Annotated in this window: 24 protein-coding genes; 13 read left to right on the forward strand and 11 right to left on the reverse strand. The window is 68.0% G+C overall.

The window, feature by feature from the left end; translation table 11 throughout:
- Window positions 1-181: 181 nt before the first annotated feature.
- Together ACNJ7E_RS12850 and ACNJ7E_RS12855 are read left to right on the forward strand one after the other, a co-directional pair.
- Window positions 182-2,473, forward strand: coding sequence for an ATP-binding protein (locus tag ACNJ7E_RS12850; protein ID WP_280779354.1), 2,292 nt, complete (start codon window positions 182-184; stop codon window positions 2,471-2,473).
- Window positions 2,474-2,584: 111 nt separating this feature from the next.
- Window positions 2,585-2,872: a CD225/dispanin family protein gene (locus tag ACNJ7E_RS12855; RefSeq protein ID WP_009476441.1), complete on the forward strand. Its 288-nt coding sequence runs from the start codon at window positions 2,585-2,587 to the stop codon at window positions 2,870-2,872.
- On the opposite strand, the gene ACNJ7E_RS12860 is transcribed toward ACNJ7E_RS12855, so the two are convergent.
- From ACNJ7E_RS12860 to ACNJ7E_RS12870, 3 genes are all read right to left on the reverse strand, one after another.
- On the reverse strand, window positions 2,869-4,473 hold the full coding sequence (locus tag ACNJ7E_RS12860) for a glycosyltransferase family 87 protein (protein WP_418340054.1): 1,605 nt from the start codon (window positions 4,471-4,473) through the stop codon (window positions 2,869-2,871). The genes ACNJ7E_RS12855 and ACNJ7E_RS12860 overlap by 4 nt on opposite strands.
- Window positions 4,474-4,495: 22 nt before the next feature.
- Window positions 4,496-6,772: a transglycosylase domain-containing protein gene (locus ACNJ7E_RS12865; RefSeq protein WP_317571465.1), complete on the reverse strand. Its 2,277-nt coding sequence runs from the start codon at window positions 6,770-6,772 to the stop codon at window positions 4,496-4,498.
- 399 nt (window positions 6,773-7,171) lie between these two features.
- Entirely contained in the window at window positions 7,172-7,603 is a 432-nt protein-coding gene (locus ACNJ7E_RS12870) for a DUF5318 domain-containing protein (RefSeq protein WP_029539769.1), read from the reverse strand.
- A gap of 88 nt (window positions 7,604-7,691) precedes the next feature.
- Here ACNJ7E_RS12870 and ACNJ7E_RS12875 point away from each other — a divergent pair, with 88 nt between their 5' ends.
- The 6 genes from ACNJ7E_RS12875 to ACNJ7E_RS12900 all read left to right on the forward strand — a co-directional run bounded on the left by ACNJ7E_RS12875 (window position 7,692) and on the right by ACNJ7E_RS12900 (window position 13,455).
- Window positions 7,692-8,546 (forward strand): DUF1707 SHOCT-like domain-containing protein, encoded by an 855-nt coding sequence (locus ACNJ7E_RS12875; protein ID WP_418340055.1) that lies wholly within the window; start codon window positions 7,692-7,694, stop codon window positions 8,544-8,546.
- Window positions 8,547-8,561: 15 nt separating this feature from the next.
- Window positions 8,562-9,386 carry a DUF1707 SHOCT-like domain-containing protein gene (locus ACNJ7E_RS12880; RefSeq protein WP_418340056.1) on the forward strand — a complete coding sequence of 275 codons (825 nt, stop codon included), beginning with the start codon at window positions 8,562-8,564 and terminating at the stop codon, window positions 9,384-9,386.
- A 7-nt stretch (window positions 9,387-9,393) separates the two neighbouring features.
- Window positions 9,394-10,185, forward strand: a complete 792-nt coding sequence (locus ACNJ7E_RS12885) for a DUF1707 SHOCT-like domain-containing protein (RefSeq protein ID WP_418340057.1) — start codon at window positions 9,394-9,396, stop codon at window positions 10,183-10,185.
- Window positions 10,186-10,435: 250 nt separating this feature from the next.
- Window positions 10,436-10,993 (forward strand): PadR family transcriptional regulator, encoded by a 558-nt coding sequence (locus tag ACNJ7E_RS12890; protein WP_005264441.1) that lies wholly within the window; start codon window positions 10,436-10,438, stop codon window positions 10,991-10,993.
- Window positions 10,986-12,068 (forward strand): inositol-3-phosphate synthase, encoded by a 1,083-nt coding sequence (locus tag ACNJ7E_RS12895; protein ID WP_141470615.1) that lies wholly within the window; start codon window positions 10,986-10,988, stop codon window positions 12,066-12,068. Before ACNJ7E_RS12890 ends, ACNJ7E_RS12895 begins: the two co-directional genes overlap by 8 nt.
- A 136-nt stretch (window positions 12,069-12,204) precedes the next feature.
- A complete protein-coding gene (locus tag ACNJ7E_RS12900; protein WP_418340058.1) occupies window positions 12,205-13,455 on the forward strand; it encodes a T3SS (YopN, CesT) and YbjN peptide-binding chaperone 1 in 1,251 nt (416 codons plus the stop codon).
- Here ACNJ7E_RS12900 and ACNJ7E_RS12905 read toward each other — a convergent pair.
- From ACNJ7E_RS12905 to ACNJ7E_RS12935, 7 genes are all read right to left on the reverse strand, one after another.
- Window positions 13,452-15,677: a transglycosylase domain-containing protein gene (locus ACNJ7E_RS12905; RefSeq protein ID WP_418340059.1), complete on the reverse strand. Its 2,226-nt coding sequence runs from the start codon at window positions 15,675-15,677 to the stop codon at window positions 13,452-13,454. The two genes, ACNJ7E_RS12900 and ACNJ7E_RS12905, sit on opposite strands and share 4 nt — an antisense overlap.
- Before the next feature lie 126 nt (window positions 15,678-15,803).
- A complete protein-coding gene (locus ACNJ7E_RS12910) occupies window positions 15,804-15,995 on the reverse strand; it encodes a hypothetical protein (RefSeq protein ID WP_280779346.1) in 192 nt (63 codons plus the stop codon).
- A 33-nt stretch (window positions 15,996-16,028) separates the two neighbouring features.
- Complete coding sequence (locus ACNJ7E_RS12915) at window positions 16,029-16,922, reverse strand: carbohydrate ABC transporter permease (RefSeq protein ID WP_418340060.1); 894 nt, start codon at window positions 16,920-16,922, stop codon at window positions 16,029-16,031.
- Window positions 16,919-17,968: a carbohydrate ABC transporter permease gene (locus ACNJ7E_RS12920; protein ID WP_005570354.1), complete on the reverse strand. Its 1,050-nt coding sequence runs from the start codon at window positions 17,966-17,968 to the stop codon at window positions 16,919-16,921. Before ACNJ7E_RS12920 ends, ACNJ7E_RS12915 begins: the two co-directional genes overlap by 4 nt.
- Before the next feature lie 15 nt (window positions 17,969-17,983).
- Window positions 17,984-19,258 carry an ABC transporter substrate-binding protein gene (locus tag ACNJ7E_RS12925; protein ID WP_005264448.1) on the reverse strand — a complete coding sequence of 425 codons (1,275 nt, stop codon included), beginning with the start codon at window positions 19,256-19,258 and terminating at the stop codon, window positions 17,984-17,986.
- 159 nt (window positions 19,259-19,417) lie between these two features.
- Window positions 19,418-20,491: an ABC transporter ATP-binding protein gene (locus ACNJ7E_RS12930; protein WP_280779344.1), complete on the reverse strand. Its 1,074-nt coding sequence runs from the start codon at window positions 20,489-20,491 to the stop codon at window positions 19,418-19,420.
- 335 nt (window positions 20,492-20,826) lie between these two features.
- On the reverse strand, window positions 20,827-21,756 hold the full coding sequence (locus ACNJ7E_RS12935) for a ferredoxin family protein (protein WP_418340061.1): 930 nt from the start codon (window positions 21,754-21,756) through the stop codon (window positions 20,827-20,829).
- A gap of 62 nt (window positions 21,757-21,818) precedes the next feature.
- Here ACNJ7E_RS12935 and ACNJ7E_RS12940 point away from each other — a divergent pair, with 62 nt between their 5' ends.
- From ACNJ7E_RS12940 to ACNJ7E_RS12950, 3 genes are all read left to right on the forward strand, one after another.
- Window positions 21,819-22,787: an ABC transporter substrate-binding protein gene (locus tag ACNJ7E_RS12940; RefSeq protein WP_280779342.1), complete on the forward strand. Its 969-nt coding sequence runs from the start codon at window positions 21,819-21,821 to the stop codon at window positions 22,785-22,787.
- 73 nt (window positions 22,788-22,860) lie between these two features.
- Complete coding sequence (locus ACNJ7E_RS12945; protein WP_378472685.1) at window positions 22,861-23,679, forward strand: DUF2786 domain-containing protein; 819 nt, start codon at window positions 22,861-22,863, stop codon at window positions 23,677-23,679.
- Window positions 23,676-24,200: a TIGR04338 family metallohydrolase gene (locus ACNJ7E_RS12950; protein ID WP_041811575.1), complete on the forward strand. Its 525-nt coding sequence runs from the start codon at window positions 23,676-23,678 to the stop codon at window positions 24,198-24,200. The genes ACNJ7E_RS12945 and ACNJ7E_RS12950 overlap by 4 nt, the downstream gene beginning before the upstream one ends.
- Before the next feature lie 6 nt (window positions 24,201-24,206).
- Here ACNJ7E_RS12950 and ACNJ7E_RS12955 read toward each other — a convergent pair whose 3' ends face one another.
- A complete protein-coding gene (locus ACNJ7E_RS12955; RefSeq protein WP_280779337.1) occupies window positions 24,207-24,686 on the reverse strand; it encodes a nitroreductase family deazaflavin-dependent oxidoreductase in 480 nt (159 codons plus the stop codon).
- Window positions 24,687-24,923: 237 nt separating this feature from the next.
- On the opposite strand from ACNJ7E_RS12955, the gene ACNJ7E_RS12960 reads away from it, so the two are divergent.
- Window positions 24,924-25,718: an LLM class F420-dependent oxidoreductase gene (locus tag ACNJ7E_RS12960; protein WP_005264455.1), complete on the forward strand. Its 795-nt coding sequence runs from the start codon at window positions 24,924-24,926 to the stop codon at window positions 25,716-25,718.
- Between the two features lie 91 nt (window positions 25,719-25,809).
- A complete protein-coding gene (locus ACNJ7E_RS12965; RefSeq protein ID WP_418339463.1) occupies window positions 25,810-26,979 on the forward strand; it encodes an IS30 family transposase in 1,170 nt (389 codons plus the stop codon).
- The last annotated feature ends 7 nt before the right edge of the window (window positions 26,980-26,986 follow it).

The raw sequence follows: 26,986 nt of genomic DNA on the forward strand, positions 1-26,986 counted from the left end.
GCGGGCAACCGGGGTATGCCAACGACAATGACCCACGTCACATCACCCCCACACCGGGTAAAACACCCCCTCGGCTACCTGTGTTGTCCGTCACATTCGATGGGGGTAGGTTTCGTTCCACACCTGGCCAACCGGACACGGGAGAAATCCACTGACTCGCTCGAGAGAACTCACGAGGTCGATGACCAGCTTCGTCGGCCGGCGCCGCGAGATCGAGGAAGCCCGCGCACGACTGCAGCAATCCCGGCTCGTGTCGCTGCTCGGTGCCGGCGGCGTGGGCAAGACGCGGCTGGCCGAGGAACTCGCGGTCCGCTCCGCGCGTGCCTTCCGCGATTCCGTCCGGTGGATCGACCTCGCGCCCGTCCGCGATCCCGCCGCGCTGCCCTCCGCGGCCGCGGCCGCCCTCGGCGTCACCGACCAGTCGAGCCGTGCGGTGATGGACAAGGTGATCGACCAACTGCAGTCCCGGCACATGCTGGTCGTCCTCGACAACTGCGAGCACCTACTGTCCGCGGCAAGCGAATTCGTCGGTGCCGTCCTCGCCTCGGCGCCGGAGGTCCGGATCCTCACCACGAGTCGCGAACCGCTCGGGATCGCCGGCGAATTCACGTACCTCCTTCCGCCACTGAGCACTCCGGGTGACATCGAGGACTGCCGCGCCGCGGACATCGCCCCGTTCGAATCGGTGTCGTTGCTCGTCGAGCGCGCGCAGGGCGTCGTCGCCGACTTCCGCCTCACCGACGCGAACGCCCCCGCCATCGCGCAGCTGTGCAATCAGCTCGACGGGATCCCGCTCGCCATCGAACTCGCCGCGGCCCGGCTGCGGTCGCTGTCCGCGTCGCAGCTCGTCGAACGACTCGACCAGCGTTTCGCACTCCTCACCGGCGGTGACCGGGCGGCGATGCCCCGCCAGCAGACGTTGCGCGCCCTCATCGACTGGAGTTACGAACTGTGCTCGGACACCGAGCGGCTGCTGTGGTCGCGGCTCGCCGTGTTCCCCGGAAGCTTCGATCTCGAAGCTGCGGAAGCCATCAGCGGGTTCGGTGCGTTGTCGGACTCGCCGGTCATCGACGTCCTCGACCGCCTCGTCGGAAAATGTCTTGTCACCGTGGACCGTTCGACCGAGCGTCTCCGCTACTCGCAGCTGATGACGGTGCGGGAGTACGGGCACGAGCTCCTCGAGCTGAGCGGGGAGCGCGACGAGCTGTACCGGCGACATCTCGAGCATTATTCGGAGCGTGCCCGCCGGTCGTCGCTCGACTGGTGCGGGCCAGGACAATCCGAGATCCTCGCGGAACTGCGGATCGACCACCCCAACCTCGTGGCCGCCCTGGACTGGGCCCTGCACGACGACTCGCAGCGGGCGGCGGCCGCGGAACTGGCCGTCTCGCTGCGGTACCACTGGATCGCGGGCGGCAACCTGTCCGACGGGAGGACCCGGCTCGAGCGGATACTGCTACGGCTCACCGAACCCACCCGGGAACGGGGCGACGTGCTGTGGGTGACCGCGTGGACCGCGCTGATCCAGGGCGACCGCGACGCCGCGCGCGAGCACCTCGACGAGTGCACGGCGATCGCGACCGCGCTCGGTGACGAACGACTGCGCGCGCACGCCGACCACTGGGCGGGGATCCACGCAGTGTTCTCCGGCCGCCCCGACGACGCCATCGGACTGTTCCGTGATGCCATCGCCGTTCACCGCGCCGTCGGCGACACGGCCTCGGTGCTGACCGCATCGTTCGAGATGGGCATGGCGCAGACCTACGACGGCCGACTCGACGACGCCCTCGAGACGTGCCGCGACGTGATCGCGGTGGCGGACGTGCACGGCGAGAAGTGGAACAAGGCCTACGCCCTGTGGGTTTCGAGCGTTGCGTACTTTCACCTGGGCCGGTGCGACGATGCCGTCGATGCCGCCCAGCAAGCATTGCGGATCCAACGCGACTTCAAGGACAAGATCTGCACGGCCCTGTCGATCGAGGTGCTGTCGTGGGTGGCCACGTCGAGCGGTGACGCGAACGCGGCGGCGAGGCTGTGCGGCGCCGCGAAGGGTGTGTGGCATCGGCTGGGCACGTCCGTCGCGGCGTTCGGCCCGCACATCACCGACGACTCCCTCTCGTCGGAGCGCACCGCGGCCCGCATCGTGGGACCGGACGAGTTCGCCCAGCTCGCAACGCCTGCGGTCCGGCTCACGATCGAGGAGGCCGTCGACCTCGCACTGGGAACCCCCACCGAGCACAGGACACCTCGCGCCGAGGCGTCACCGCTCACCAAACGGGAACAGGAAATCGCCGGCCTGCTCGCCCAGGGCCTCAGCAATCGGCAGATAGCCGAGTCGTTGGTGATCTCGCGGCGCACCGTCGACGGACACGTCGAGCACATCTTCGACAAGCTGGCCGTCAGCTCCCGCACGCAGGTGGCGGCGTGGGTCGCTGCCCGGGCACATCCGCCCGCCGTGGAGACCGGCCGATAACCGGACCGCAACCGCCCGCCGCGCGAAAGGCACTGCACAGTCGGGAATCTCGACGGTCTATACTCCACCTCGTCGCCCACGGTCGTGGGCTCCACCACGGGGAGGCAACGCATGACGTCGCAGCAGCAGGACACCTCGGCGGACCACAGCGGGCCGCTGGCACCGCCGCCCGCCAGCAGTCTGCCGCTCGCCATTGTTGCGATCATCGCGTTCGTGCCGTTCGGCATCGTCGCACTGCTGCGCTCGCTCACCGTCCACCGACTGTGGGAGCGGGGCGAATACGACCTTTCGGTGCGCGCCGCCGCCGACGCCCGACAGTGGTCGATCCGCGCCATCGCCCTCGGCCTGTCGATCGCGGTGTTCGCGGTCGGGGCGGCGCTGGTGCTGTCGAAGCCCTAAACGCTGTGAGCGGGAGCCGATTCTACCGGCGGCCGCGGCCGTAGCCAGGCGGGCAGCCACCGCGGCTGCGCATCGGGCGCCTGGTCGAGCACGCCGCCCGCCGGATCGTCGATGAAGCCGTATCGCACGAGGTCCTCGCCGGGCCGGTAGATCTGGCGGATGATCAGCGCGCAGATGACCACGACCGCAATGTCGCGGACCACCACCGCGGCGGTGAACCACTGCTCGGGGAGTCCCTTGTTGGACACGCCGAGGTAGTAGAACATCCGCGGCACCCACACCAGCGCGTCGATCGTCATCCAGGCCAGCAGGATCCGCCGGTGCGGGAACGCGAGGACGGCCAGCGGGACGAGCCACAGCGAATACTGCGGGCTCCACACCTTGTTGGTGAGGAGGAACCCCGCGACCAGCAGGAAACACAATTGGGTCAGCCGCGGCCGTCGCGGCGCCGTCAGCGCGATGTACCCGATCCCGACACACACGAGAGCGAACAGCAGGAACGACACCGCGTTGAGCACGGTGGGCGCCTGACCGGCCGACAGGATCCCGTCGAATCCGGTCCAGCCCGTGAACGACGAGATGACGTTGTAGACGGAGTCCGGGTCGGCGCCGCGTTCGGAGTTGAGCCGGAAGAATTCGGCCCATCCGCGTGGGAACAGCAGGGCGATCGGCAGATTGACCGCCAGCCACGCGCCGATACCGGTCAGCGCCGTCACCGACCACTCACGGACCCTGCCCGTGCGCAGGCACAGCACCAGCAGAGGTCCGAGGAGCAGCAGCGGATACAGCTTGGCGGCACCACCGAGCCCGAGCAGGATTCCGGCGAGAACCGGCCGTTTCCGCGACCACGCCAGCAGCCCACCCGTAGCGAAAGCCGTTGCGAGGGGATCGAAATTCGTGAACACGTGCACGATCACCAGCGGGGACACTGCGATCAGCGCGGCGTCCCAGATGCGCCGTCCGGCCAGCAGCGCACTCGCCCAGACGGTGACCAGCCACGCCAGCGCCAGACCGAACGCGACGACGTTGAAATAGATCGCTACCTGCAGCGCACCGGGCAGCCAGTGCACCGCATCCCACGACTTCGCGATCGTCATCGCGCCGTACTGGTAGAGCCCGGAGATCACCGGGTACTCCATGTAGCGGCGCTGGGTCTGGCCGTTGCCGGCGTCTTCCTCCCACCACTTCTTGTAAGGGAAGGCGCCCTCGTTCAGCCGTTCCGCCCCGTACAGCGGGACCGTGTCCGAGTAGCACATGGCGACGTACTGCCGGCTGCCACTCCAGTCGAGCCCGAGCGCGCCGTTCTCGCCGACCGACGCCTGCTGAATGCACGGCGCCTTCGCGAACCAGCCGAGCGCGAGAAACACGATCGCCAGCAACAGAATGGCGCGCATCGGCGTGAAGAACCGGCTGCGCCCGACGACCGCATGCCGTCCGACCGGACCACCGATCACCCCGGAGAGGTCGGCGGTCAGCGGGTCGGTGCGCCCGGGAAGGTCCCGCCAATCCGCGGAACGCCGATCCTTCGCCAGCGGCGCGGGCGAGACGAATCCCGTCTCACCCGCGTCGCGGACGTCGTGCGCGTCAGGGTTGTCGGCCACTCCGCGAGGCTACCGGTCGCCGTTAACGGGCCGGAACCTGCTGTTGGCCGTTGCCGTTACCGGCGTTCGGCGGCGTCGTCGTCTCCGGTTCCTCCGGAACCGCCGGGGCCGCGGTGGTCGGCCTCGGTGCCAGACCCGGAATCGGAATGGTGATCCCGGGAAGGATCTCGACCGGCGACGGCGTCACGACCACCGGCGGCACGAGCTCCGTCGGCAGCTGGAACGTGCTCGTCGGCGGCGCCGACGTCTTGGTCGGTGCCGGTGCCGAATAGGCGGGGATACCCGACTGGCCACCGATCGCACCCGGCTTCGGGAACTTCTCGACGTCCGTGCCCTCGAGGGCGCCGTCCATCGTGTCCTTCCAGATGTCGGAGGGCAGACCGGAACCGTAGATCATGGCGCCGCTGCTGTTCTCCAGCGCCTGACCGTCCGTGGTGCCCACCCAGACCGCCGTGGACAGCGACGGGGTGTACCCGACCATCCAGGCGTCCTTGTTCTTGCCGGTGTCACCGAGCTGCGCGGTACCCGTCTTTGCCGCCGACGGGCGTCCGCCCGCCAGGTTGTGGCCGCGCGAGTACCCGGCGATGGGTTCCATCGCCGAGGTCACGTTGTCGGCGACGTCCTTGTCGATGCGGTCCTCACCGGTGTCACCGCCGCGGTCGAGCAGGACCGTTCCGTCGGCGCTGACGACCTTCTGCACGAAGTGCGGCGCGTGGTACGTACCCGAGGCGGCCAACGTGGCGTACGACGACGCCATGTCGAGGACCCGCGACTGGTACTGGCCGAGCACGATGCCGTTGTTCGGACCGCTGCCGTCGGGCTCGGTCAGCGACGGCCCGACGCCGGGGATCTCCTTCGGGATGCCCGCCTTGTGGGCCATCTCGGCGATCGCCTGCGGTCCACCGTCGAGTTCGAGTTCCTGACGGTAGAAGCTGGTGTTCAGCGAACGCTTCAGCGCCTCGGCGATGGTGCAGGTGCCGCAGCCCTCGCCTTCGACGTTGCTGATGGTGATGCCGTTGACCGTGAGCTCCGAGCTGTCGTACATCTGCGACAGCGGGATGCCCTGATCCAGGGCCGCGGCGAGACCGAACACCTTGAACGACGAACCGGTCTGCAGTCCCGCGTTCGCGAAGTCGTAGCCGCCGCCGTCCTCGCCGCCGTAGTACGCGCGCACCGCGCCGGTCTTCGGATCGACCGACACGACACCGGTACGCAGGTTCTCCGGCTCACCCTCCATGTTGGAGCGCGCCGAATCCACCGCCGCCGCCTGGGCGACGGGGTCGATCGTCGTGGTGATCTCGAGGCCCTCGGTGTTGAGCAGCTGCTCGCTGATCCCCGCCTCACCCAGCTCCCGCAGAACCTGGTTCTTGATCAGGCCCTCCGGCCCGGAGTCCTGGTTGCCGTTGTCGACCTGCGCGATCGGCACGTACGGCGGGTACTGCATCACCGACCGGGCCGACTGCTCCAGAGTTCCCGCCGACACCATGCCGTCGAGCACGTAGTTCCAGCGCGCCTGCGCACCCTCCGGGTTGTTCTCCGGATCGAGCAGCGACGGCAGCTGGATCGAGGACGCCAGCACCGCGCTCTCCTCGACCGTCAACTGGTCGACGGGCTTGTTGAAATACGCCTTCGACGCGGCCGCGATGCCGTACGCACCACGCCCGAAGTAGATGGTGTTCAGGTACGCGGCGAGGATGTCGTCCTTGGACCACTCGCGGGCCATCTTCGACGAGATGACGAGTTCCTTCATCTTTCGCGTCAGCGAACGCTCGGAACCGACCATCGTCTTCTTGACGTACTGCTGCGTGATGGTCGAGCCACCGCCAGCGCTGTCCTTGCCCAGGACGTTGTCGCGGGCGGCACGCGCGAACCCACCGATCGAGAAGCCGGGGTTCGAGTAGAAGTCCCGGTCCTCGGCAGCGAGCACCGCGTCACGAGTGTGCTTCGGGATCTGGTCGAGCGTCACCTCGGTGCGGTTGCCCTCCGGCGGCACGACCTTGCTGAGCACCGACGTTCCGTCGGATGCGTAGATCGTCGCCACCTGGTTGGTCTTGAGGTCGCCGGGCCGCGGGACGTCCTGGACGACGTACGCCGCCATGAACAGCAGGATCGGAATGATCAGACCCATCGCGACGCACGCGTACGCCGTCCGGCGCACGATCTTCCACCGCGACTTCTTCACAGCCGTCTTCTTTCCACCCTTGGGCGGTTCGCCACCGCGGCCGCCGCCGGTCTTGCGACCGTTCGACGGCGGAGGTCCCGGCGGGCGCCCACCGGGGCCCGACTGGTTACGCGCCACCGGGGGCGCGCCTGCGGGGCGTCCGGGCGGCGGGCCCGGACGACGCGGCGGGGGACCCGGCGGACGCCCACCACCCTGCGGCGGCGGACCGGGACGACGAGGCGGCGGGCCGGGGGGACGGCCACCACCCTGCGGGGGCGGAGGCGGCATCCGACGCGGCGGCGGGCCGCCCGATCGGCCCGGCGGGGGCCCACCCGCAGGCTGTCCGCCGCGGGGTGGTGGACCTCCGGGGCGTCCCTGTGGCGGGGGGCCACTCGGTCGTCTCGGTCCGTTCGGTCGATCACCCGGGGCGTTGCTGCGGGGGGAACTCACGTACAAATCTCCAGTGGTTGTGGACCGGCTTCAGTCCTGCGTTACGTCTGTGGGCACTCTTCTGCCCGCGTCCGTGTTCGGGCGTGTCTACTCGCTCGCGGTTCGACGGCTCGGAGGCCGCGGCCGTGGCGACGAACGCCTGGGCCGTTTCGGTTCGGGCACGGTACCGAGAACATAGGACTGGACCAAATGGTTCCAGCTGCATGTCCGGCACACCTCGACCACGTGAACCGAGAACTCCTCCTGAGTGGACGCGAGACGCACCAGCTCCTCGGCCGTACGAGCCGAACCCGACACCGGGCCCAACTTGTCACCGAAGACCCAGGAGACCAGAGTCAACTGCTCCTTACGGCAGATCGGGCACACCACATCACTGCCCTTGCCGTGGAACTTTGCGGCACGAAGCAGGTAGGGGCTGGCGTCACACACTTCCGTGACACCTGTCCTGCCCGAGTAGACCTCGGCCAGGAGTGACCGGCGCTGAAGCGCATAGTCCACCACCTGCCGCTGTATCCGCACGGAGACCAGAGTACGTGCGTCGCGTCCGGAGAGAAGGGGTCGGTCGAGTGACGCTGGTCAAACACGGTTGCCGCACTACGATGCCGGTGTGGCCTCAGGACCGTCCTCGCAGACTCGCGCACGTGACCTCGATCGGGTCAACGCATGCAGCCAGCTCGACGCCGCCTACGCCGACGGGCAGCTCGGCGCCGGCGAGTACCACGACCGCACCGCCCAGGCCATGTCGGCGAAGACCCTCACCGAACTGAACCTGCTGATCAGCGACCTGCAGCTGCCGTCGTCGATCACCGCACAGGCACCTGTCCGGACACCGGGATCGCCCCACCGGGCATTGCGGATCGCGCTCGCGTGCGGTGCGGTGATCACGGTCGGCGCGGTCGGTCTCGCGCTCACCGAGCAGGACGGCCCGGACCCCGCCACGCCACCGGTCCCGGTGCAGGTCGACAAGCCACTCGCCCAGCCGGAGGTCGAGGTGCCCGCGGTGGAACCGATCATCGTGGGCCAGGCGCAGCCCCTCACCCAGGACGGGATCCACGCCCTCTCCGAGCAGTACCGGCAGAAGTTCGGCGACCTCACCGTCCACGAACTGGGGTTGTACGACGAGTACGCGATCCTGTCGCGGACAGCCCCGGACGCGCCCGACAAGGTCGACCGGTACGACTTCCGCGGCGGGTTCAAGACGTCGGGCATCCGCACGCAGCGCCTCCCCGGAACCGGCGAGGTCGACCTCGCGCAGGTAAACGTGCCGGCCCTCGTCGCGCTCATCGCCGACGCACCCCGGCTGGTCGGAGTCCCGGACGGCACCATCGGGCACGTTCTCCTCGCCGACGGCGGCAAGGGACCGACGATCAACGTGTACGTCTACGACAAGCAACAGACCGGCGGGGGCTACCTGCGGGCGACGCTCGGCGGAGACGTATGGCAGGTGAACCCCGCGAACTAGTTCTAAGATCCACCCGTGGCCAGCCGATACCCACCGAACACGCGGGCACGCGACGTCGATCGAGCCAACACGTCCGCACTGCTCGACGCCGCGTTCGGCGACGGCCAGATCAACGAGGCGGAACACCGCGCGATGTCCGAACTCGCCGCGGAGGCGCGCACCCTCGCCGACCTCGAGGTCCTGGTCAGTGACCTGCAAAGGCCCGCCGACGCACCACCGGACGCACGTCCCCCACGCGACACCGCCAAGCACTGGTTCCCGGCCGCCGTCGCCGTCGCCGCAGTCGTGGCGGCCGTCGGCGCCTTCACGCTCGTCGACAGCGACGACGCGCAGGCCACCGTGACCCCCGTCGCGCAGCAGGTCGATTTCGATTCCGTCGAACCGCTGGTCGTCGCGACGCCGAATCCCGTCACCCCCGAGGGCATGAAGGTGTTCCTCGACCGGTACCGCGCCAAGTTCGGCGACCTGATCGTCGACGACCTCACCCTCTACGAGGGCGGCCACGCCAGCCTCGAACGCGCGCTTCCCCTCGAACCGAACCGGATGGTCCGCTACGACTACCGCGGCGGGTTCACGCCGTCGGGTACCCCGACCACCCGGAAGGTCGACACACCCGTGTTCGACCTGTCGACGCTGAACCTCGATCGGATCGGCGGAACGGTCGTGGGTGCCCCGGTGAGCCTCAACGTCCCCGACGGAGAAGTCAGCCACATCTCGTTCGAAGCCGACGAGGACGGCCCCAGCGTGTCGATCTACGTGACCAACGAATTCAGCGAGAGCGGACACATGGAACTCGCCCCGTCCGGTGAGCCTTTGAGCGTCTACCCCTTCGGCCGATAGGACGCAGATGCCCAGGACCACACTCGCGGGAATCCGCGCCCGCGACTCCGACCGCGCCGACGCCTGCGGGATGCTCGACGCCGCGCTCGCCGACGGGCAACTGCCCGCGGAGGAACACGCCTCCCGCACCTCCACGGCGATGCGGGCGAAGACGTTCGACGAACTGGACCGCCTCATCGGGGACCTCCAGATCCCCAGCCGGCTCGCGGCCAGCCCCGTCGTGTCGCCGCGACGCCGCCGATCGTCGCGGCGGTGGGTGTATGCCGCGGTCCTCGTCGTCGCCGCAGCTGCCGTGGGCGGCATCGCCGGAGCCGTCACGAACAGCGACCTCGGCCCGTCGAAATCGGTACCGAACCTCACCACCGGCGCCGGGCTGCACTTCTTCCTCGACGAGTACCGCGCCGAATACCGCGACACCGTCGCCGACGAACTCGGCCTCTACCCGGCCCACGCCGTCTTCGACCGGCCGTCCGCCGGCAACGCCCGGCAATCCGACTCCTACCTCTACGACGGCGAATTCGACGACTGGGGCAGCTCCTCCACCCGATCCGACGACGAGAAGTCCTTCGACCTCGGCACCGTCGACCAGGTCGCGATCGCCCGCCTGCTCGCCGGGGCACCCGAAACCCTGCGCGTCCCCGACGGCGCGGTGGAGATCGTCTCCTTCCGGTACGAACCCGGGTCCGACGACGGACCGCCGACCATCTCCATCCACGTGAAGAACGCCGCCGGCCACACCGGACACATGGTCGTCGGATTCGACGGCGAACCGTTCGACATCTACCCCTACGAGGACTGAGCGTCCGGGGTCGTGCCCGGCGGTGGCCACCCGGCCGCCGGCCACCGGGCTTCCCCGTCGCCCGATGTGACATTCGTTCAGTCAGACGGCACCGGTGTGACATTCGGCGACCCGGCCGGACACCCGGACCTGTGTTAACAACCTGTGACGGCTTGTCCCATGTATCGAGCGCGCGTATCCTCCTATATATCGGTGCGATATAGTTTTGAATCGCATCACGCGGTTAGGTCGGGCGACTCAGGGGGTGGACGTGCTCGAATTGGCAATTCTCGGGCTGCTCCACGAGTCACCCATGCACGGATACGAGCTGCGCAAACGGTTGACGGGACTGCTGGGTGCATTTCGCGCCTTTTCGTACGGTTCCCTCTACCCGACGCTCCGACGCATGCAGGCAGACGGTTTGATCGCCGAGGACGCAGGCCCTCCGGGGACCGTCAAGCGTCGCGCCCGCCGCGTCTACCAGCTCACGCCGATCGGCAAGGAGCGGTTCAAGGAACTGGTCGCCGACACGGGTCCGCAGAACTACACCGATGACGGATTCGGCGTTCATCTCGCCTTCTTCAGCCGCACTCCCGCAGAGGCGCGGATGCGGATTCTCGAAGGCAGACGACGCCAGGTCGAGGAGCGCCGCGAGGCGCTTCGCGACGCGATCGGAAAAGCGAGCGGCACGCTGGATCGCTACACCAAGCAGCTCCACCAGCTCGGTCTCGAATCCAGTGAGCGTGAAGTGCGCTGGCTCAACGAGCTGATCGCCGCCGAGCAATCGACAGCAACACCTAAGAAAAAAGGAGAACCCGACCATGGGTGAGAACAGCACCGCGGTGCGCGTGGCCATTGTGGGCGTGGGGAACTGTGCCTCGTCCTTGGTTCAGGGCGTGCAGTACTACAAGGACGCCGACGAGACGGCGACCGTTCCCGGCCTCATGCACGTCAAGTTCGGCAAGTACCACGTGCGCGACGTCCAGTTCGTCGCCGCGTTCGACGTCGACGCCAAGAAGGTCGGATTCGACCTGTCCGAGGCCATCTTCGCCAGCGAGAACAACACCATCAAGATCGCCGACGTCCCGCCGGCCGACGTTCCGGTGTTGCGCGGCCCCACCCTCGACGGCATCGGCAAGTACTACGCCGAGACCATCGAGATCTCCGAGGCCGAGCCCGTCGACGTCGTCAAGGCTCTCAAGGACGCCAAGGTCGACGTGCTGGTCTCGTACCTGCCCGTGGGTTCCGAGGACGCCGACAAGTTCTACGCCCAGTGCGCCATCGACGCGAATGTCGCGTTCGTCAACGCCCTGCCCGTGTTCATCGCTTCCGACCCCGAGTGGGCTGCGAAGTTCAAGGACGCCGGCGTCCCCATCGTCGGTGACGACATCAAGTCGCAGGTCGGCGCCACCATCACCCACCGCGTGATGGCGAAGCTCTTCGAAGACCGTGGCGTGCAGCTCGACCGCACGATGCAGCTGAACGTCGGCGGCAACATGGACTTCAAGAACATGCTCGAGCGTGACCGCCTGGAGTCGAAGAAGATCTCCAAGACGCAGGCCGTGACGTCGAACCTGACGCGCGACCTCGGTCCGGGCAACGTGCACATCGGCCCGTCGGATCACGTCGGCTGGCTCGACGACCGCAAGTGGGCGTACGTCCGCCTCGAGGGTCGCGCCTTCGGTGACGTTCCGCTGAACCTGGAGTACAAGCTCGAGGTCTGGGACTCCCCGAACTCGGCCGGCATCATCATCGACGCCGTCCGCGCAGCCAAGATCGCCAAGGACCGCGGCATCGGTGGACCCGTCTACCCGGCGTCCGCGTACCTGATGAAGTCCCCGCCGGTCCAGATGGCGGACGACAAGGCTCGCACCGAGCTCGAGGCGTTCATCATCGACGCGTAGTTCACCACGCAGCAATATCGGGCGAATGCACCTTTCGTCGTCTTCACGGCGATGAAAGGTGCATTCGCCTTTGTGTTCGATTTCTTGTCAGACCCTCCCTCTACGGTGACACCCAGGATTCATCGAGGGAGGCGTGATGTCCGACAACACTTTCGATCGAGAGATCGACGACGCTTGGACCGAGCTCCAGGACCGTCTGACCGGGTACGTGCACGCTATGGAGGACGACGACGAACTGGTGCTGCAGTCGCAGTACGACAGCGTCGACGACGGCCTCGTCGAGACCGCCGCGTGCGTGCGGTTCTTCGCGTGGGCCGGCGACAAGGTGCGGTGCGAGGTGCCGTCCAACCGCTTCCTGCACCCGGCGCGGGCGCTCACCGAGGAGGAGCACGATCGGCTGATCGAGCTCGGCTGGAACCGCCCCGACCTGTGCGAGCACGTCGACGAGGGCAACGGTTCCGCGTCGTACTACCTCGACGCCGACCGGGAGGACGCCCACCTGCTGGCGTCGATGACGGTCACCGTGTTCCGGGAGATCTGGGACCTTCTGCATCCCTCGTTCCTGAAGGCGATCACCGGTGGCCGGGACGAGACTCCGGAGTTCGGCTCTGCTGACGTCCCGGCCCAGCTGCGTGACGGCGCCGGGTTGCGCGACCGTGTCGATGCCGCGGTCGAATCGATGCTCGATCAGGCACCGGGCAAGGACGCGGACGGCGACATCCTCGTGTGGGTCGGCGACCTCCCCACGTATGTGCGGGTGATCGAGGAGGACGCCCGCGTCGAGGTGTTCGCCCGCGTGGTCCACACGATCAGCGATCGCACGCGCACCGCGGAGGCGCTCGCCGACCTCAATCGCCAGTGGCCCGACATCAAGTTCCTGCTCATCGTCGACAACGTGGTCGCCGTCATGCGCGTCGACGGATCACCGTTCGTCGCGGATCATCTGGTGTCGGTGTTCCGGATGTTCGAGCATTTCGTGGACACCGTCGACGACGCGTTCGCCGAAAAGCTCGGTGGCAAACTCAATTCCACGCCCGGCGCCACGTCCTCGTACGCCGACCACGAATGCGAGGACGAGTTCCCCGCCGCCCTCGTGACCCTGATCCACCTCGACTCGGAGAGCGGGCTCGACCCGGACGACGTGGCGGAGATCTGCGGACGCGACCGCGACACCATCCTCGAGTTCCTCCGGCTCTGCACCGAGCAGGAGTTCGAGTGGCGTCACAACGCGGAACTCGCCCGCGACGAGGAGCCCGAAGAGGCCGACATGTGCGAGGACGAGGCGAGCGCCTGGGCGAAGACGAAGGAAAGCCTCCGCGCCGCGCTGCGGGTTGTGGTGCTGCCGAACAGGACTCCGCCGCGCGGCGGGATTCAGAACCTCGGCTAACCCGGTAGCGGGATGATGACGCCCGGGAGGATTTCGATCTGGGTCGGCGCCGGGACGGGTGCGGGCACCGGCGGGACGGGCGGGACCGGGACGGCCGGTGGCGGAACCTCGACGGGCGCCGGGGTGGGGGCACCGGGCGGCGGGACAACCCCGCTGGTGCCGGTTCCCGTTCCGTCGCCGCTGGTTTGACCGGACCATGTGGGCACACCGGCCTGGCCGCCGATCGGGTCGGGCCACGGGAAGTCTTCCCAATCGGTGTCTTCGAGGGCGCCGTCCATCGTGTCTTTCCAGATGTCGGACGGCAGACCCGAACCGTAGATCAGGCCGCCCCAGCTGTTGTTGATAGCGGTGGCGTCGGCCTTGCCGATCCACACCGCCGTCGCCAGCGACGGCGTGTAACCGACCATCCAGGCGTCCTTGTTCTCGCCGGTGTCCCCGAGCTGCGCCGTGCCGGTCTTCGCCGCGGACGGGCGTCCCCCCGCCAGGGCGTGGCCACGCGAGTAGGAGGCGATCGGCATCAGAGCTTGGCTGATGTTGTCGGCCACCGCGGCATCGAGCCGGCGCTCACCCGGGCTCGGCGCACGGTCCAGGAGCACGACGCCGTCGGCGGTCACGACCCGCTGCACGAAGTACGGCTGGTGGTAGATGCCCGACGCCGCGAGAGTCGCGTACGCGGACGCCATGTCGATCGGCCGCGACAGGTACTGGCCGAGGACGATGCCGCCCTCGGGTTCGCCGCCGTTCTCGCTGAGCGTCTTGCCCTGCACCCCGGGGATGAACTCCGGGATCCCCGACTTGTGGGCGGCGTCGGCGATGGCTTGCGGACCATTGTCCAGCGACATCATCAACCGGTAGAAGCTCGTGTTCAGCGACCGCTTCGTCGCCTCGGCGATGGTGCACGTGCCGCAGGACTCGCCCTCGACGTTGCCGATCTGCACGCTGCCGACCGTCAGCGGAGCACTGCTGAAGCGGGCGGACAGGGGGATGCCCTGCTCCAGCGCCGCGGCCAGGCCGAACACCTTGAACGACGACCCGGTCTGCAACGGCGCCTGGGCGTAGTCGAAGCCGGCGCCGTCCTCGCCGCCGTAGTACGCGCGCACCCCGCCGGTGCGGGGATCGATCGACACGACTGCGGTCCGCAGCCCCGGGTCCTCCCCTTCGAGGTTGTCGTGGACGGCCTCGATCGCGGACTGCTGCGCCCTCGGATCGATCGTGGTGGTGATCTGCAGACCCTCGGTGTTGAGGGTCTGCTCGGAAATCCCCGCGTCCGACAATTCGCGCAGCACCTGGTTGCGGATCAGGCCGTCGGGCCCCGGCGCGGAGTTGGCGTCGGTGGGCCGGTTGGACGGCGCAGTGACCGGGAATTCGGTCGCGCTGCGGTCCTGCTGAGCGAGCACACCCATCGCGACCATGCCGTCGAGGACGTAGCTCCAGCGGGCCTGCAGCTGGTCGAGGTTGGCCTCGGGGTCGAGGTAGGACGGGCTCTGAATCACGGAGGCGAGCACCGCGCCCTCGGCCACCGACAGGTCGCCGACCGGCTTGTCGAAGTAGGCGCGCGAGGCCGCCTCGATGCCGTACGCGCCGCGGCCGAAGTAGATGGTGTTCAGGTAGGCGGCGAGGATCTCGTCCTTGGACCACTCGCGGGCCATCTTGGTGGAGATCACGAGTTCGCGCATCTTGCGGTACACGTTGCGGTCCGCGCCGACCAGCACGTTCTTCACGTACTGCTGCGTGATCGTCGACCCGCCGCCCGCGCTTTCCTTGCCGAGGACGTTGTCGCGGGCGGCACGCATGAACCCGGTGACGGAGAAGCCGGGGTTGGAGTAGAAGTTGCGGTCCTCCGCCGACAGGACGGCGTCGCGGACGTGCTGAGGAATGGCGTCGAGCGCGATCTCGGTGCGGTTGCCCTCCGGCGGGATCACCTTGGTCAGCTCGGTGGTGCCGTCGGCGGCGAAGACGGTGGCCACCTGATTGGTCTTCATGTCCGACGGGCGCGGGACCTCGGCGCGGACGTAACTGACCAGGAACCCGACGAGCGGGATGACCAGCAGCAACGCGATCACGACCAGGCTCACCCGGCGGACCGCGCGCCACCGGTTGCGCTTCTTCTGCCCGTCCGGTGATGGAGTGGTCGTGTCAGCCGCACCGTCGTCCGCGGGCGGTGTGCCCCCCGCATCGGAGGCATGGTTGCCCGTCGCGTCGTTGCCAGAACTCACTTCCACACTCCCGGTCAGTTATCCGGTCACGGAGGATCATCGCACCCACCCGTACGTATGTTATGTGAATGGCCTCGAGTGTGACGCGCGCCGCGCTAACGCTCAGCAAATGTCCATACCGACCGTACTGTTTCAGCGCATCCGATTCCGGGCGACGACCGCCAGCCCCGACAGCACCAGGCATCCGAGCAACACCAGCGCGGGGGTGACGCCGGGGTCGCCGCGGACGACCTCGACGACCGCGGCGATGAACGCCATCACCGTGAAGAACCCGAGGACGCCGATCAGAACCTCGAGCCGCTGCCGCTTCGCCACCGGATGCACGGCCGACACCTTTCCCCTCGCTCCGCTCGACCGTTAACTCTTCACGCCGCCGGCCGTCAAACCCGACACGATGCGACGCTGGAACAGCAGCACCATGATCACCAGCGGAATGGTGACGATCGTGCCCGCCGCCATGATCGCCGCGTACGGCACGACGTGCGGGTCGTTGCCGGAGAACCGGGCGATCGCGACCGTGACCGGTTCGGTGGCATCGCTGGAGAGCTGGCTGGCGAGCAGGTATTCGTTGACGGTCGCGATGAACGCGAGGATGGCGGTGGTGAACAGGGCGGGCGCGGCGAGCGGCAACATCACCAGACGGAACGCCTGACCGCGGCTGGCGCCGTCGATCCGGGCCGCCTCCTCGAGCTCCCAGGGGAGTTCCTTGAAGAACGACGTCAGCGTGTAGATGGTGAGCGGCAGGACGAACGAGATGTTCGGGATGATCATCGCCTGGTAGGTGCCGATCCAGCCGATGTTCGTGAACAGCTGGAACAGCGGAGTGACGAGGGCGACGACGGGGAACATCGACGCGCCGAGCACGATCCCGACCACCACGTACTTGAACCGGAACTCGATGCGGGCCAGCGCGTAGGCGGTGAAGATGCCGACGGCGAGGGCGACGACGGTGGTGATACCGCCGATGATCATGCTGTTGACGACGGCCCGGGTGAAGTTGTTGCCGCTGCTCGTCGACAGCGCGTTCTGGAAGTTCTCGAGCGTGACGTGCGTGGGCCAGGGTGTGGTGTCGAACGTGTAGTCGGGGTCGCGGAACGCCGTCACCATCATCCAGTAGAACGGGGCGAGCCCCCAGACGAGGATGATCGCGACACCGATGTAGATGCGGGAGTTCTTGAAAGCGAACCGCTTCGGGCGGTTGCGGCGGACCGTTCTGGTCGGGAGTTCGAGCTCCGGGGCGCGATGGGTCACGACTTCGGCCCCTTTCGCTGGGCTTCCTGAGTCTCGACGGCGTTGGCACCGAGGAACTTCACGAGGACGAACGCCACCGCGAAGATCAGGAGGAACGTGATGGTGGAGAGCGCGGACGCGCTGTTGAACCCTTGCCGCACCTGGTCGACCACGAGGATCGACACCGTCGTGGTGGCAGGGTTGCCGCCGGTCAGGATGGCGGGGAGGTCGTACATGCGCAGGGCGTCCATCGTGCGGAACAGGATCGCGACCATCAGCGCCGGCTTCACCAGCGGGAGCGTGATCTGCCGGAACCGCTGCCACGCGGAGGCGCCGTCGACCCGCGCCGCCTCGTACACGTCCTGCGGGATCATCTGCAGGCCGGCGAGGATCAGCAGGGCCATGAAGGGGGTGGTCTTCCAGACGTCCGAGATGATCACCGCGAATCGCGCGGGCCAGGCGTCCGACGTCCACAGGATCTCGGTGCCGAGGAGTCGGTTGGCGATGCCGTCGTAGGCGAAGATGAAGTACCAGAGCTTGGCGGTGACCGCGGTCGGGATGGCCCACGGGATCAGGACCGCCGCACGCAGCAGGGCGCGGCCCTTGAACGTCTTGCCCATGATGATCGCCATCCACAGGCCGATCGCGACCTCGAGGCCCACCGTGACGACCGTGAAGAACGCGGTGTTCCCGACGGCCGACCAGAACTGCGAGCCGAGCGTGCCGGGCGGGCACGCCACGGCCACGCCGCTCGGGGAGGTGCACTGCTGCAGAATCCAGTGCGTGTAGTTGGTGAATCCGGCCCAGCCGCCCTCGACGAACATGCCGGTCGACGGATCGAGTCCCGCGTCCTTCTGGAACGACATCACCACTGCCCGGATCACCGGGTAGCCGATGACGACGGCCAGCACGGCCAGCGTCGGCACGACGAACAGCCACGCGCGGCGACTGCTCAGCCCAAAGCGTCGCCTGTTCTCGCTCTTCTCACGCGAACCGCGGCCGGGGTCGTTATCCCCGGCCGCGGGACGGGCCGGCGCTCCACTGGTGGTCCCAGTCGGAACGGCCATGTTCACTCCTGTGCTCTACGAGCCTGCGGACTGGATGCCGGACTGCATGTCCGTGATCGCCTGATCCACCGACTTCTCACCCTTGATGGCAGCGTAGGCGTTGTCCTGCACGGCCTTCGACACGGCGGGGTAGAACGGCGTGACCGGACGGGGGACGGCGTTCTCGATCGACACCTTCAGCGTCGGCATGAACGGGTAGGCCGCGATGATCTCCGGGTCGTCGTACAGTGCGGCGCGGACCGGCGGCAGCGAGCCCATGGCGATGATCCGCTGCGCCTGCTCACCCTGCAGGAAGGTGAGGAAGTCGCGGGCCGTGGCCTTGTTCTCGGAGTACGCGCTGATGGCCGCGTTGTAGCCACCGAGGGTCGAGGCGCCGATGCCGTCCTTGCCGGGCAGCGGGGCGACCGCGAACTTGCCCTTGACCGCGGACGAATCCTTGTCGGCGGTGCCGTACACGTACGGCCAGTTGCGCAGGAACAACGCCTTGCCGTCCTCGAACGCCTTCTGACTCTCGGGCTCCTTGAACGTGGTGTCCTGGGCCGGGATGTCACCGTTCTTGAAGTTGTCGACCAGCACCTGCAGGCCGGCGCGGGCCTCGGGGCTGTCGACGGTCGGCGTCTTGCCGTCCTCGCCGACGAACGAGCCGCCGTACGCGTTGATGACCTCGGCGGTGTTCACCGTCAGGCCCTCGTACGGTGCGAACTGACCGGCGTAGCAGTCGATGTTGTTGGTCTTCGCGACCTCACACGCGGCGGCCAGCTCGGCCCACGTCTTCGGTGCGGCGGGCAGCAGGTCGCTGCGGTAGTACAGCAGGCCGCCGTTGGTGTTCTTCGGCGCGGCGTATTGGGTGCCGTTGTAGGTGGCGCTGTCGACCGTGGCGGGGAGAATTCCGGTGTTGTCCACCGCGAACTCGCCGGTCAGCGGCTGCAGCCAGCCCTTGGCCGCGAACTCCGCGGTCCAGGGGACGTCGAGCGCGACGACGTCGTAGTCGGACTGCTTGGCCTGCAGGTGCTGGACCAGGTCGTCGTGCGCCTGATCGGCGTCATTCGACTGCTCCTTGAACGTCACCTGCTCGTCCGGGTGCTCGGCGTTCCACGCGTCGATGATCTGGCGGACGACACCGGTCTCGGTGGTGTCCTTGCCCTCGACGTACGTGATGGGTCCGCGACCGTCGAGGTTCTCCGACGTGGAGTCGCTGCCGCTGTCGCTCGAGCAAGCGGTGAGCGTGACCAGCGAGGCAGCGGTGGCAAACACCGCGGCGCGCCGGACCGCTCTCGAAATCTGAACCATGGAGTCTCCCCGTAGGTAGATGTGGATGAACCCGTTACCGGCACGACAGAACTCGCGGCACCGGCGCGGTGTCGGAACATACTGTGGCATGGAACACCGTCGAAGTGCCGCATTACCCCCGACCTGAATCGGTCACGAGCCGTTCCGGTCACCGCCGGTTCAGCTCAGCCGGTAGCCCTCGGACGCCGAGAACAGGTGCACCTGGGACGGGTCGACGTGCAGTTTCACCAGGTCACCCTTGCGGGGCGGGTTCCGCCAGTCGGCGCGGGCCACCAACTGCTGCGTCACCCCGTTGACGGTGCTGCGGCCGTAGATGTAGGCGTCGGATCCGAGTTCCTCCACCACCGCGACCTCCATCGGGATTCCGGTGGTCGACAGTTCCAGGTGTTCGGGGCGGATCCCGACGACGACCTCACGTTCGTCGGTATCCGCGCGCAGCTGCCGGGGCAGCGGAATGGTCGCGTCGCCGAGCACGACCCCGTCGGGGGTGATCGGCAGCGTGAAGAGGTTCATCGACGGCGACCCCATGAAGCCGGCGACGAACACGTTGGCGGGCCGGTTGTAGAGGTCGCGGGGCGACGCGCACTGCTGCAAAACCCCGTCCTTCAGCACCGCCACCCGGTCGCCCATCGTCATGGCCTCGACCTGGTCGTGCGTCACGTACACCATCGTCGTCTCGAGCCGGCGCTGCAGCTGCGCGATCTGGGTGCGCGTCTGCACGCGGAGCTTCGCGTCGAGGTTGGACAGCGGCTCGTCCATCAGGAACACCTGCGGCTGCCGGACGATGGCACGTCCCATCGCGACACGCTGCCGCTGACCGCCGGACAGAGCTTTCGGCTTGCGGTCCAGGTACGGCTCGAGGTCGAGGAGTTTCGCCGTCTCCTCCACACGCGTGCGGATGTCGTCCTTCGCGGCACCGGCGAGCTTGAGCGCGAAACCCATGTTCTCGGCCACCGACATGTGCGGGTACAGCGCATAGTTCTGGAACACCATCGCGATGTCGCGTTCCTTGGGTTCCTGGGTGGTGACGTCGCGGTCACCGATGAGGATCCGTCCGCTGTGGACGTCCTCGAGCCCGGCCAGCATCCGCAGCGACGTCGACTTGCCGCAGCCGGACGGGCCGACGAGGACCAGGAACTCACCGTCCTCGATCTTCAGGTCGAGCGTATCGACGGCCGGTTTGTCCGAGCCGGGGAACAGGCAGGTGGCACCGTCATAGGTCACTGTGGCCATGAACGTCGAAGTCCCTTCTACCCGGCGCCGCGCACAGGTGCGTGAGAATGTACCTGTTGACGCACTTTCTCACTCACCTACGGGTCGGTGGATGATCGGCTCGCGCAACCGCCGTCAGGCCTCGTCGCGAAGCCACCGATGACGATTCGGCCGAATTAGCCTCGGTCCGAATCATGTTGGTGGCATTCATCTACAGGTTTCTCCACAGCTGGGGATGAATGAGCCGATGAATCGGCGCGGTGAATTCCGCGTGAACACCACGAGTCGCCGGCACAACCGCAACGAGACCTCCTGCCGCAAGGGGCGCTTCGCACCCGTGCGCCTTTTTGGTTGCCCTAGCTACCAGAACGGCGCACGGGCGGCGGAGCCGCCTCGAACCGGTCCGGGCTGTCCACGACACCCGCGCTGCAGGCGGTCAGGCGGGGTTCGGCGCGGGTCGTGCGAACCCGGACCAGGTCGGTGCCGTCCGGATGCCGGACCAGGACGTCGGTGTCGCCGTCCGGGCGTGGGACCGCCGACAGCGGGATCACGTCGTCGAGTCCGAGCAGCGACCGCTCGGCCCGCACGGTGTGCTCGGCGAACTGCATCACCGGGTCGACGGTGCACCGGCCGCGATAGTGCTCGAGCACCACGCGTCCGCGATCGTGTTCGGCGACAATGTGTTCCGCGGACTCCGCGGTGACCCGGCCGTAGTAGATGCCCGACGGCAGGCACACCACGGTCGCGGCGAACCGGTCGCCGCCGACGTGCGTCGACTCCCAGACCCGTCCGTCGCGGTGGCCGAGGCCGGTGACGACGGGGCGTCCGAACGACGCGCAGCAGGCGTCCTTCTTGCCGTGGGTGCAGACGAGGAACAGTGACTCGGTGGGGTCGAGGCGTTCCCCCACTCCGGGTGGCAGGTCGAGATCGAGGTCGAGCAGCTCCCGGTCCTCACGCACCAGCAGACGCTCCGCCCAGCCGTCGGCTCGTCCGGGACGCACGAGGTAGACGTGACGTCCGGCGGCGACGTCGCGGCGCTGCCGGGTGCGGATCAGCACCGGACGCACTCCCGCGTCGGCGCACCGGGCGGCGAGCGCGTCGCCCAGGACCGGGTCGAGGCGGCTCTGCCGGAGCCGGTCGCGGCCCCACGGTCCGGGTTGCTCGATCAGCAGCCAGCCGCGCACCCGGGGCGCGGTGCCGCACAACGGCTCCTGGAGTGACCGGGAGAGCGCCGCGCAGGCCGGTGGCCTCCACCCCTCGGGCGACATCGTCGTCTGCACGCTCACGCAGCAGACTGTATAAGGTTAGGTTCGCCTATCTTCTACCCCCTTCGAGATCGAGGTCCAGGATGCGTTCAGCCACGTGCTCTCCGAATGTCACCGACGTCCAATGGCAGGAGATCGTCGACGCCCTGACGCGACGCGAATTCGGGGCCGGGCTGGGAGCAGCCGCACTGGCCGCCCTCACCGCCGCCTGCGCGCGACCCGACGCGGCAACCGGCAGTGACAGCGGCGCCCAGCGCACCGTCACCCACGCCATGGGCACGACGACGGTGAGCAACCGGCCCAGTCGCATCGTCGCCCTCGACAGCCTGCCTATCGACACCGTCGTCACGCTCGGGAAGACACCGGTCGGGGCTGCTCAGGCCGGTTCCGCCGACGCGCTGCCCGCCTACCTGGGCGGCGGACTGGACAGCACCACCGTCGTCGGGTCGATCGCCGAACCGAACCTCGAGGCGATCGCCGCGCTGCAGCCCGACCTCATCCTCAGCAGCAAGCAGCGGCACGGCGACCTGTACGACGCGCTGTCCGCGATCGCGCCCACCGTCTTCTCGGTGTCGCCTGCGGTCGACTGGCAGGGGACGCTGCGGCTGTTCGCCGAGGCCATGGGTGAGACGGAAGCAGCCGAGCAGAAGCTGTCGGCGTTCCACGCTCGCGCCGCGGCTTTGACCGAAACCAACCGGGGACGCACCGCGCACGTCATCCGCGTGATGGACGACGGTCTGCGCCTGCACGGGCCCGGCACGTTCTCCGGTTCCGTGCTGACCGCGGCCGGCTACACCATCACCGGGCAGCCGTGGGACGCGAAGAACGACATGTCCGAGATCTCGCTCGAGAACGTCGCCCAGATCGACTCCGACATCGCGTTCGTCGCCAACACGTCCGCACCGGGAGAACTGGGGATCGACCCCGTACTCATCGGGCAGATGGGGCCGTCACGACGCGACGGTGTCCGCCAGACCGACTACCGGGTGTGGATAACCGGCATCGGCCTCACCGGCGCAAACCTGATCCTCGACGACCTCGAGCGGCTGTAGGCGGCTCCGCCGCCCGTGCGCCTTTTTGGTAGCGCCGACGACCAGAAAGGCGCACGGGGGCTAGCCTGCCTGGGTGAGTTCCGACAAGATGCTGACCCGCATCGGTGGGCTCCTCCGGCAGGCGGAATCCACCGACAACCCGCACGAGGGCGAGGCCTTCATGGCCGCCGCCCAGCGGCTCGCCACCGCCTCCTCGATCGACCTCGCGGTGGCGCGCGCACACGCGGCAGGCCGCGAGAAGCGGGCCACTCCCACGCAGCGCCTGATCACCATCGGTGAACCGGGGAAGAAGGGGCTGCGCACGTACGCGCAACTGTTCCTGGTGATCGCCGCCGCCAACGACGTCCAGTGCGACATCGCCCAGACGTCGGCCGTCATCTACGCGTACGGGTTCGCCGGCGACATCGACGTCTGCGAAGCCCTGTACGCGAGCCTGCTGATCCAGATGGTCCGGGCGTCCGACGCCTACATCAAGTCGGGGGAGTACCGCGGCGAGACGACGGTGCGGACGCAGGTCGAGAAGCGCGGACGCCGCCGCGTCGCGACACGGGTGCGGCGCCCCGTCGCCGGTGTCACCGCCCGGTTGAACTTCCAGCTCGCCTACGCCGCGCGGATCGGGCAGCGCCTCGCCGACGCCAAGAAGGAGGCCGAGGAGCAGGCGGTGTCCGTGCCGGAGTCGTCGGCGGAGACGGCGCTGGTCCTGCGCGACAAACAGCTCGAGCTGAAGGACTACTACTCGGAGAACTCGCAGGCCCGCGGCACGTGGCGCGGAGGGCGGGCGTCCGCAGGACATTCGTCGAGCGCCCGCCGGGCAGGCGACCGCGCCGCCCGCACCGCCCGCCTGAGCAACTCACCCGAACTGTCGACCGCCCGCAAGCAGATCCCGTCGTGAAGCGACCCCGCGACACTCAGCGGACCGCCGTGTACGACGCGGAAGCCCTCGTGCGCACCATGTTCGACCGCGCCGACGAGCGCGGGCTGCGCGTCGTGGACGTGATGGGGTCGCAGGTGACGCTGCCGGTGGAACGCAAATTCGCGTCGATCGACTCTGTGCAGGACTACGTAGACCGGGTGCTCGCCCTGAACTGGGTGCGGTCGACGTGGACGCGGGCGGCCACCCCGGTTCACGTCCGCGCGCGGTCGGGCAACAAGGCCGCCCACTACGAAAGCGATTGCGCCACAATCGCGGTCCCCGAGCATCGGAACGGAAATGCCTGGGCGTTCCGCGAACTGGTGGTGCTCCACGAGGTGGCCCATCACCTGGATCCGTCCGACCCCGAGTATCCGACGGTCGCACCGCACGGACCGGAGTACGTGGACCGCTACCTCACCCTGGTCGGGGAGATCATCGGCCCCGAGGCGGCTTTCGTCCTGCGGACCATGCTCCTCGCGGGCGGGGTGCGGCTGAACTGAGGTGCCTCAGGCGCGGGGGCGCAGCCGGACGAAACGGATCTCACGGCCGGCCGCCCGGAAGTCGGCCGCGCTGCCGTCGACGTCGAAGCCCATGCCTCGGGCGATCCGCATTCCGAGTTTCGGATGCTCCGACCCGTAGTGCGCCATGAAGTCCGCACCGGTCTCGGGGTCGAGGAATTCGGCTGTGACGGACAGTCGCCGGCGGCCCAGCTGGATCCTCGCGTTCGGCTGCGCCCGCAGGTTCCGGTACCAATCGGATTTGGGACCGAACCCGGCGGCCAGCACGTAGCTGTCGCCGACGGCGTCGTGGTTGACCACCTCGAGCACGACCTGCCGCCGGGCGCCGGTCTTGCGCCCGACGTGTTCGAGGAGCAGGAATCGGCCCCCGAGGAGAAAACCGAGGTGGACGCGGTAGAGGTAGATCGGCGCGCGGAAGAACGCCCGCCGGATGCCGGTGGGCGGGTCAGGCCTCTGCGTGACCTTCACACACCCAGTCTTCCACGTCCGCCGTGTGGTCGGGCGGTGATGCGTCCTCGTCCATTTCGGAGACGATGGGCGGAAGGTGCGCCGACAACCGGGTGAATGTACCGCTTGGCGTATCTGGGGCGCCGGACGGTACATTCGCCCGCTCAAATCGCCCGCTCGGCGGGTTCGTTGTGCGCCCGACCGTCGCGCGAGCACTATGGATCGAGAAGGCCCAACGTCTACTCCGAGGAGCCACGAATGACTCGTCCAGTTCGCATCGGTGTCCAACTTCAGCCGCAGCACGCGCCCGACTACGGGCTGATCCGCGACGCGGTACTGCGCGCCGAGGACGCCGGCGTCGACATCGTCTTCAACTGGGATCATTTCTATCCGCTGTACGGCGACCCGGCCGGCGCCCACTTCGAGTGCTGGACGATGCTCGGGGCGTTCGCCGAGCAGACGGAGCGGGTGGAGATCGGCGCACTCGTCACGTGTGCCGGCTACCGGAACCCGGATCTGCTCGCCGACATGGCCCGCACCGTCGACCACATCAGCGGTGGACGGCTGATCCTGGGCATCGGCTCGGGTTGGTTCGAGCGCGACTACGACGAGTACGGCTACGAATTCGGTACCGCGGGGTCGCGGCTGAACCTGCTCGCCGAGTACCTTCCGCGGATCACCGCCCGGTTCGGCAAGCTGGAACCCGCACCCACCCGGCACATTCCGATCCTCATCGGCGGTGGCGGCGAGAAGAAGACACTGCCGCTGGTCGGGCAGTACGGCGACATCTGGCACAGCTTCAGCGACATGGATACGTACAAACGTAAGTCGGGGATCCTCGCCGGGTACGCACGGGATGCCGGACGCAGCCCCGACAGCATCCAGCACTCCACGTCGTGGCCGGGTGTCGACGACGCGGCAGCCCACGTCGACGCCGGCGTCACCCTGTTCACCGTCGGTGTGGGCGGACCCGACTACGACCTCGGCACGCTGAAGGAGGCCATCGCCTGGCGCGACGAGAACACCCCGCCGCCGCTGTCGGGCCTGGCCTAGGCGCTTCGCACCCGTGCGCCTTTGTGGTTGTTCTGGCTACGGCGTATTCAGTCGGTCGACGCAACATCCCTGGTAAGGAAGGGTGTTGTGGATGGTGTTCAAGGGGCGGCCGCCGATCGAGCGGCGAGTGCGGGAGCAGTTCTGGGAGTGTTTGCGGGCGGGGCAGGACACGGTCAGCGCGGCGTGTGAGGTGCAGGTCTCGCTGACCCAGATGCGGCGGTGGCTGGTGCAGGTCGGTGGAGTGCGTCCCCGCCGACCTGTTCCCCCGTCGGGGCGGTATCTGTCGCTGTCCGAGCGGGAGCAGATCGACGAATTCCGCCGGGACGGGTGGACGATCCGGGCGATCGCCCACGCACTGGGCCGCAGCCCGTCCACGATCAGCCGGGAACTGCGGCGGGCGTTGTCCTCTCGCGGGAAGTATCTGGCCTCACGGGCCCAACGGGACGCCGAGGCCCGCGCCCGGCGCCCCAAGACCGCCAAGCTCGCCGCCCACGCCGAGTTGCGGGAGCAGGTGCAGGGGTGGCTGGGTGAGGACTTGTCACCGCAGCAGATCTCGCACAAGCTCAGGCGGGAGTATCCGAGCCGGCCGGAGATGTGGGTGTCACACGAATCGATCTATCAGGCGTTGTTCGTCCAGTCCCGGGGAGCGTTGACGCGGGAGCTGACCGCCCATCTGCGGACCGGCCGCTACCTGCGTAAACACCGAAGCACGGTCGGTGAGCGGCGGGGGAAGTTCCCGGACATGGTGATGATTTCCGAGCGTCCCGCCGAGGTCGAGGACCGGGCGGTGCCCGGGCACTGGGAGGGCGATCTGATCATCGGGGCGAACAACAAGTCGGCGATCGGGACGTTGGTGGAGCGGTCGACCCGGTTCGTGATGCTGTTGCACCTGCCGGATGGGCATTCCGCCGAGCAGGTGCGGTCGGCGATGACCCGCAAGATCACCGAGCTTCCCCAGCACCTTGCCAAGTCGATCACCTGGGATCAGGGTGCGGAGATGAGTCAGCACGCCCGGTTCACTGTCGAGACGGGGGTGCCGGTGTATTTCTGTGATCCGCGTTCGCCGTGGCAGCGCGGGACGAACGAGAACACAAACGGCTTGCTGCGCCAGTACTTCCCCAAGGGGATCGCGTTGGACGGGTTCGAAGAGGTCTACCTCGACGTGGTGGCCGATAAACTCAATCGTCGTCCCCGTATGACGCTCGACTGGGACAGTCCAGCCGAGCGTCTCGGGAAACTCGTTGTTGCGACGGCCGCTTGAAAACGCC

Origin of the sequence: Rhodococcus mengyinensis (genome assembly GCF_048381435.1) — a bacterium.
GTDB lineage: Bacteria > Actinomycetota > Actinomycetes > Mycobacteriales > Mycobacteriaceae > Rhodococcus_F > Rhodococcus_F opacus_D.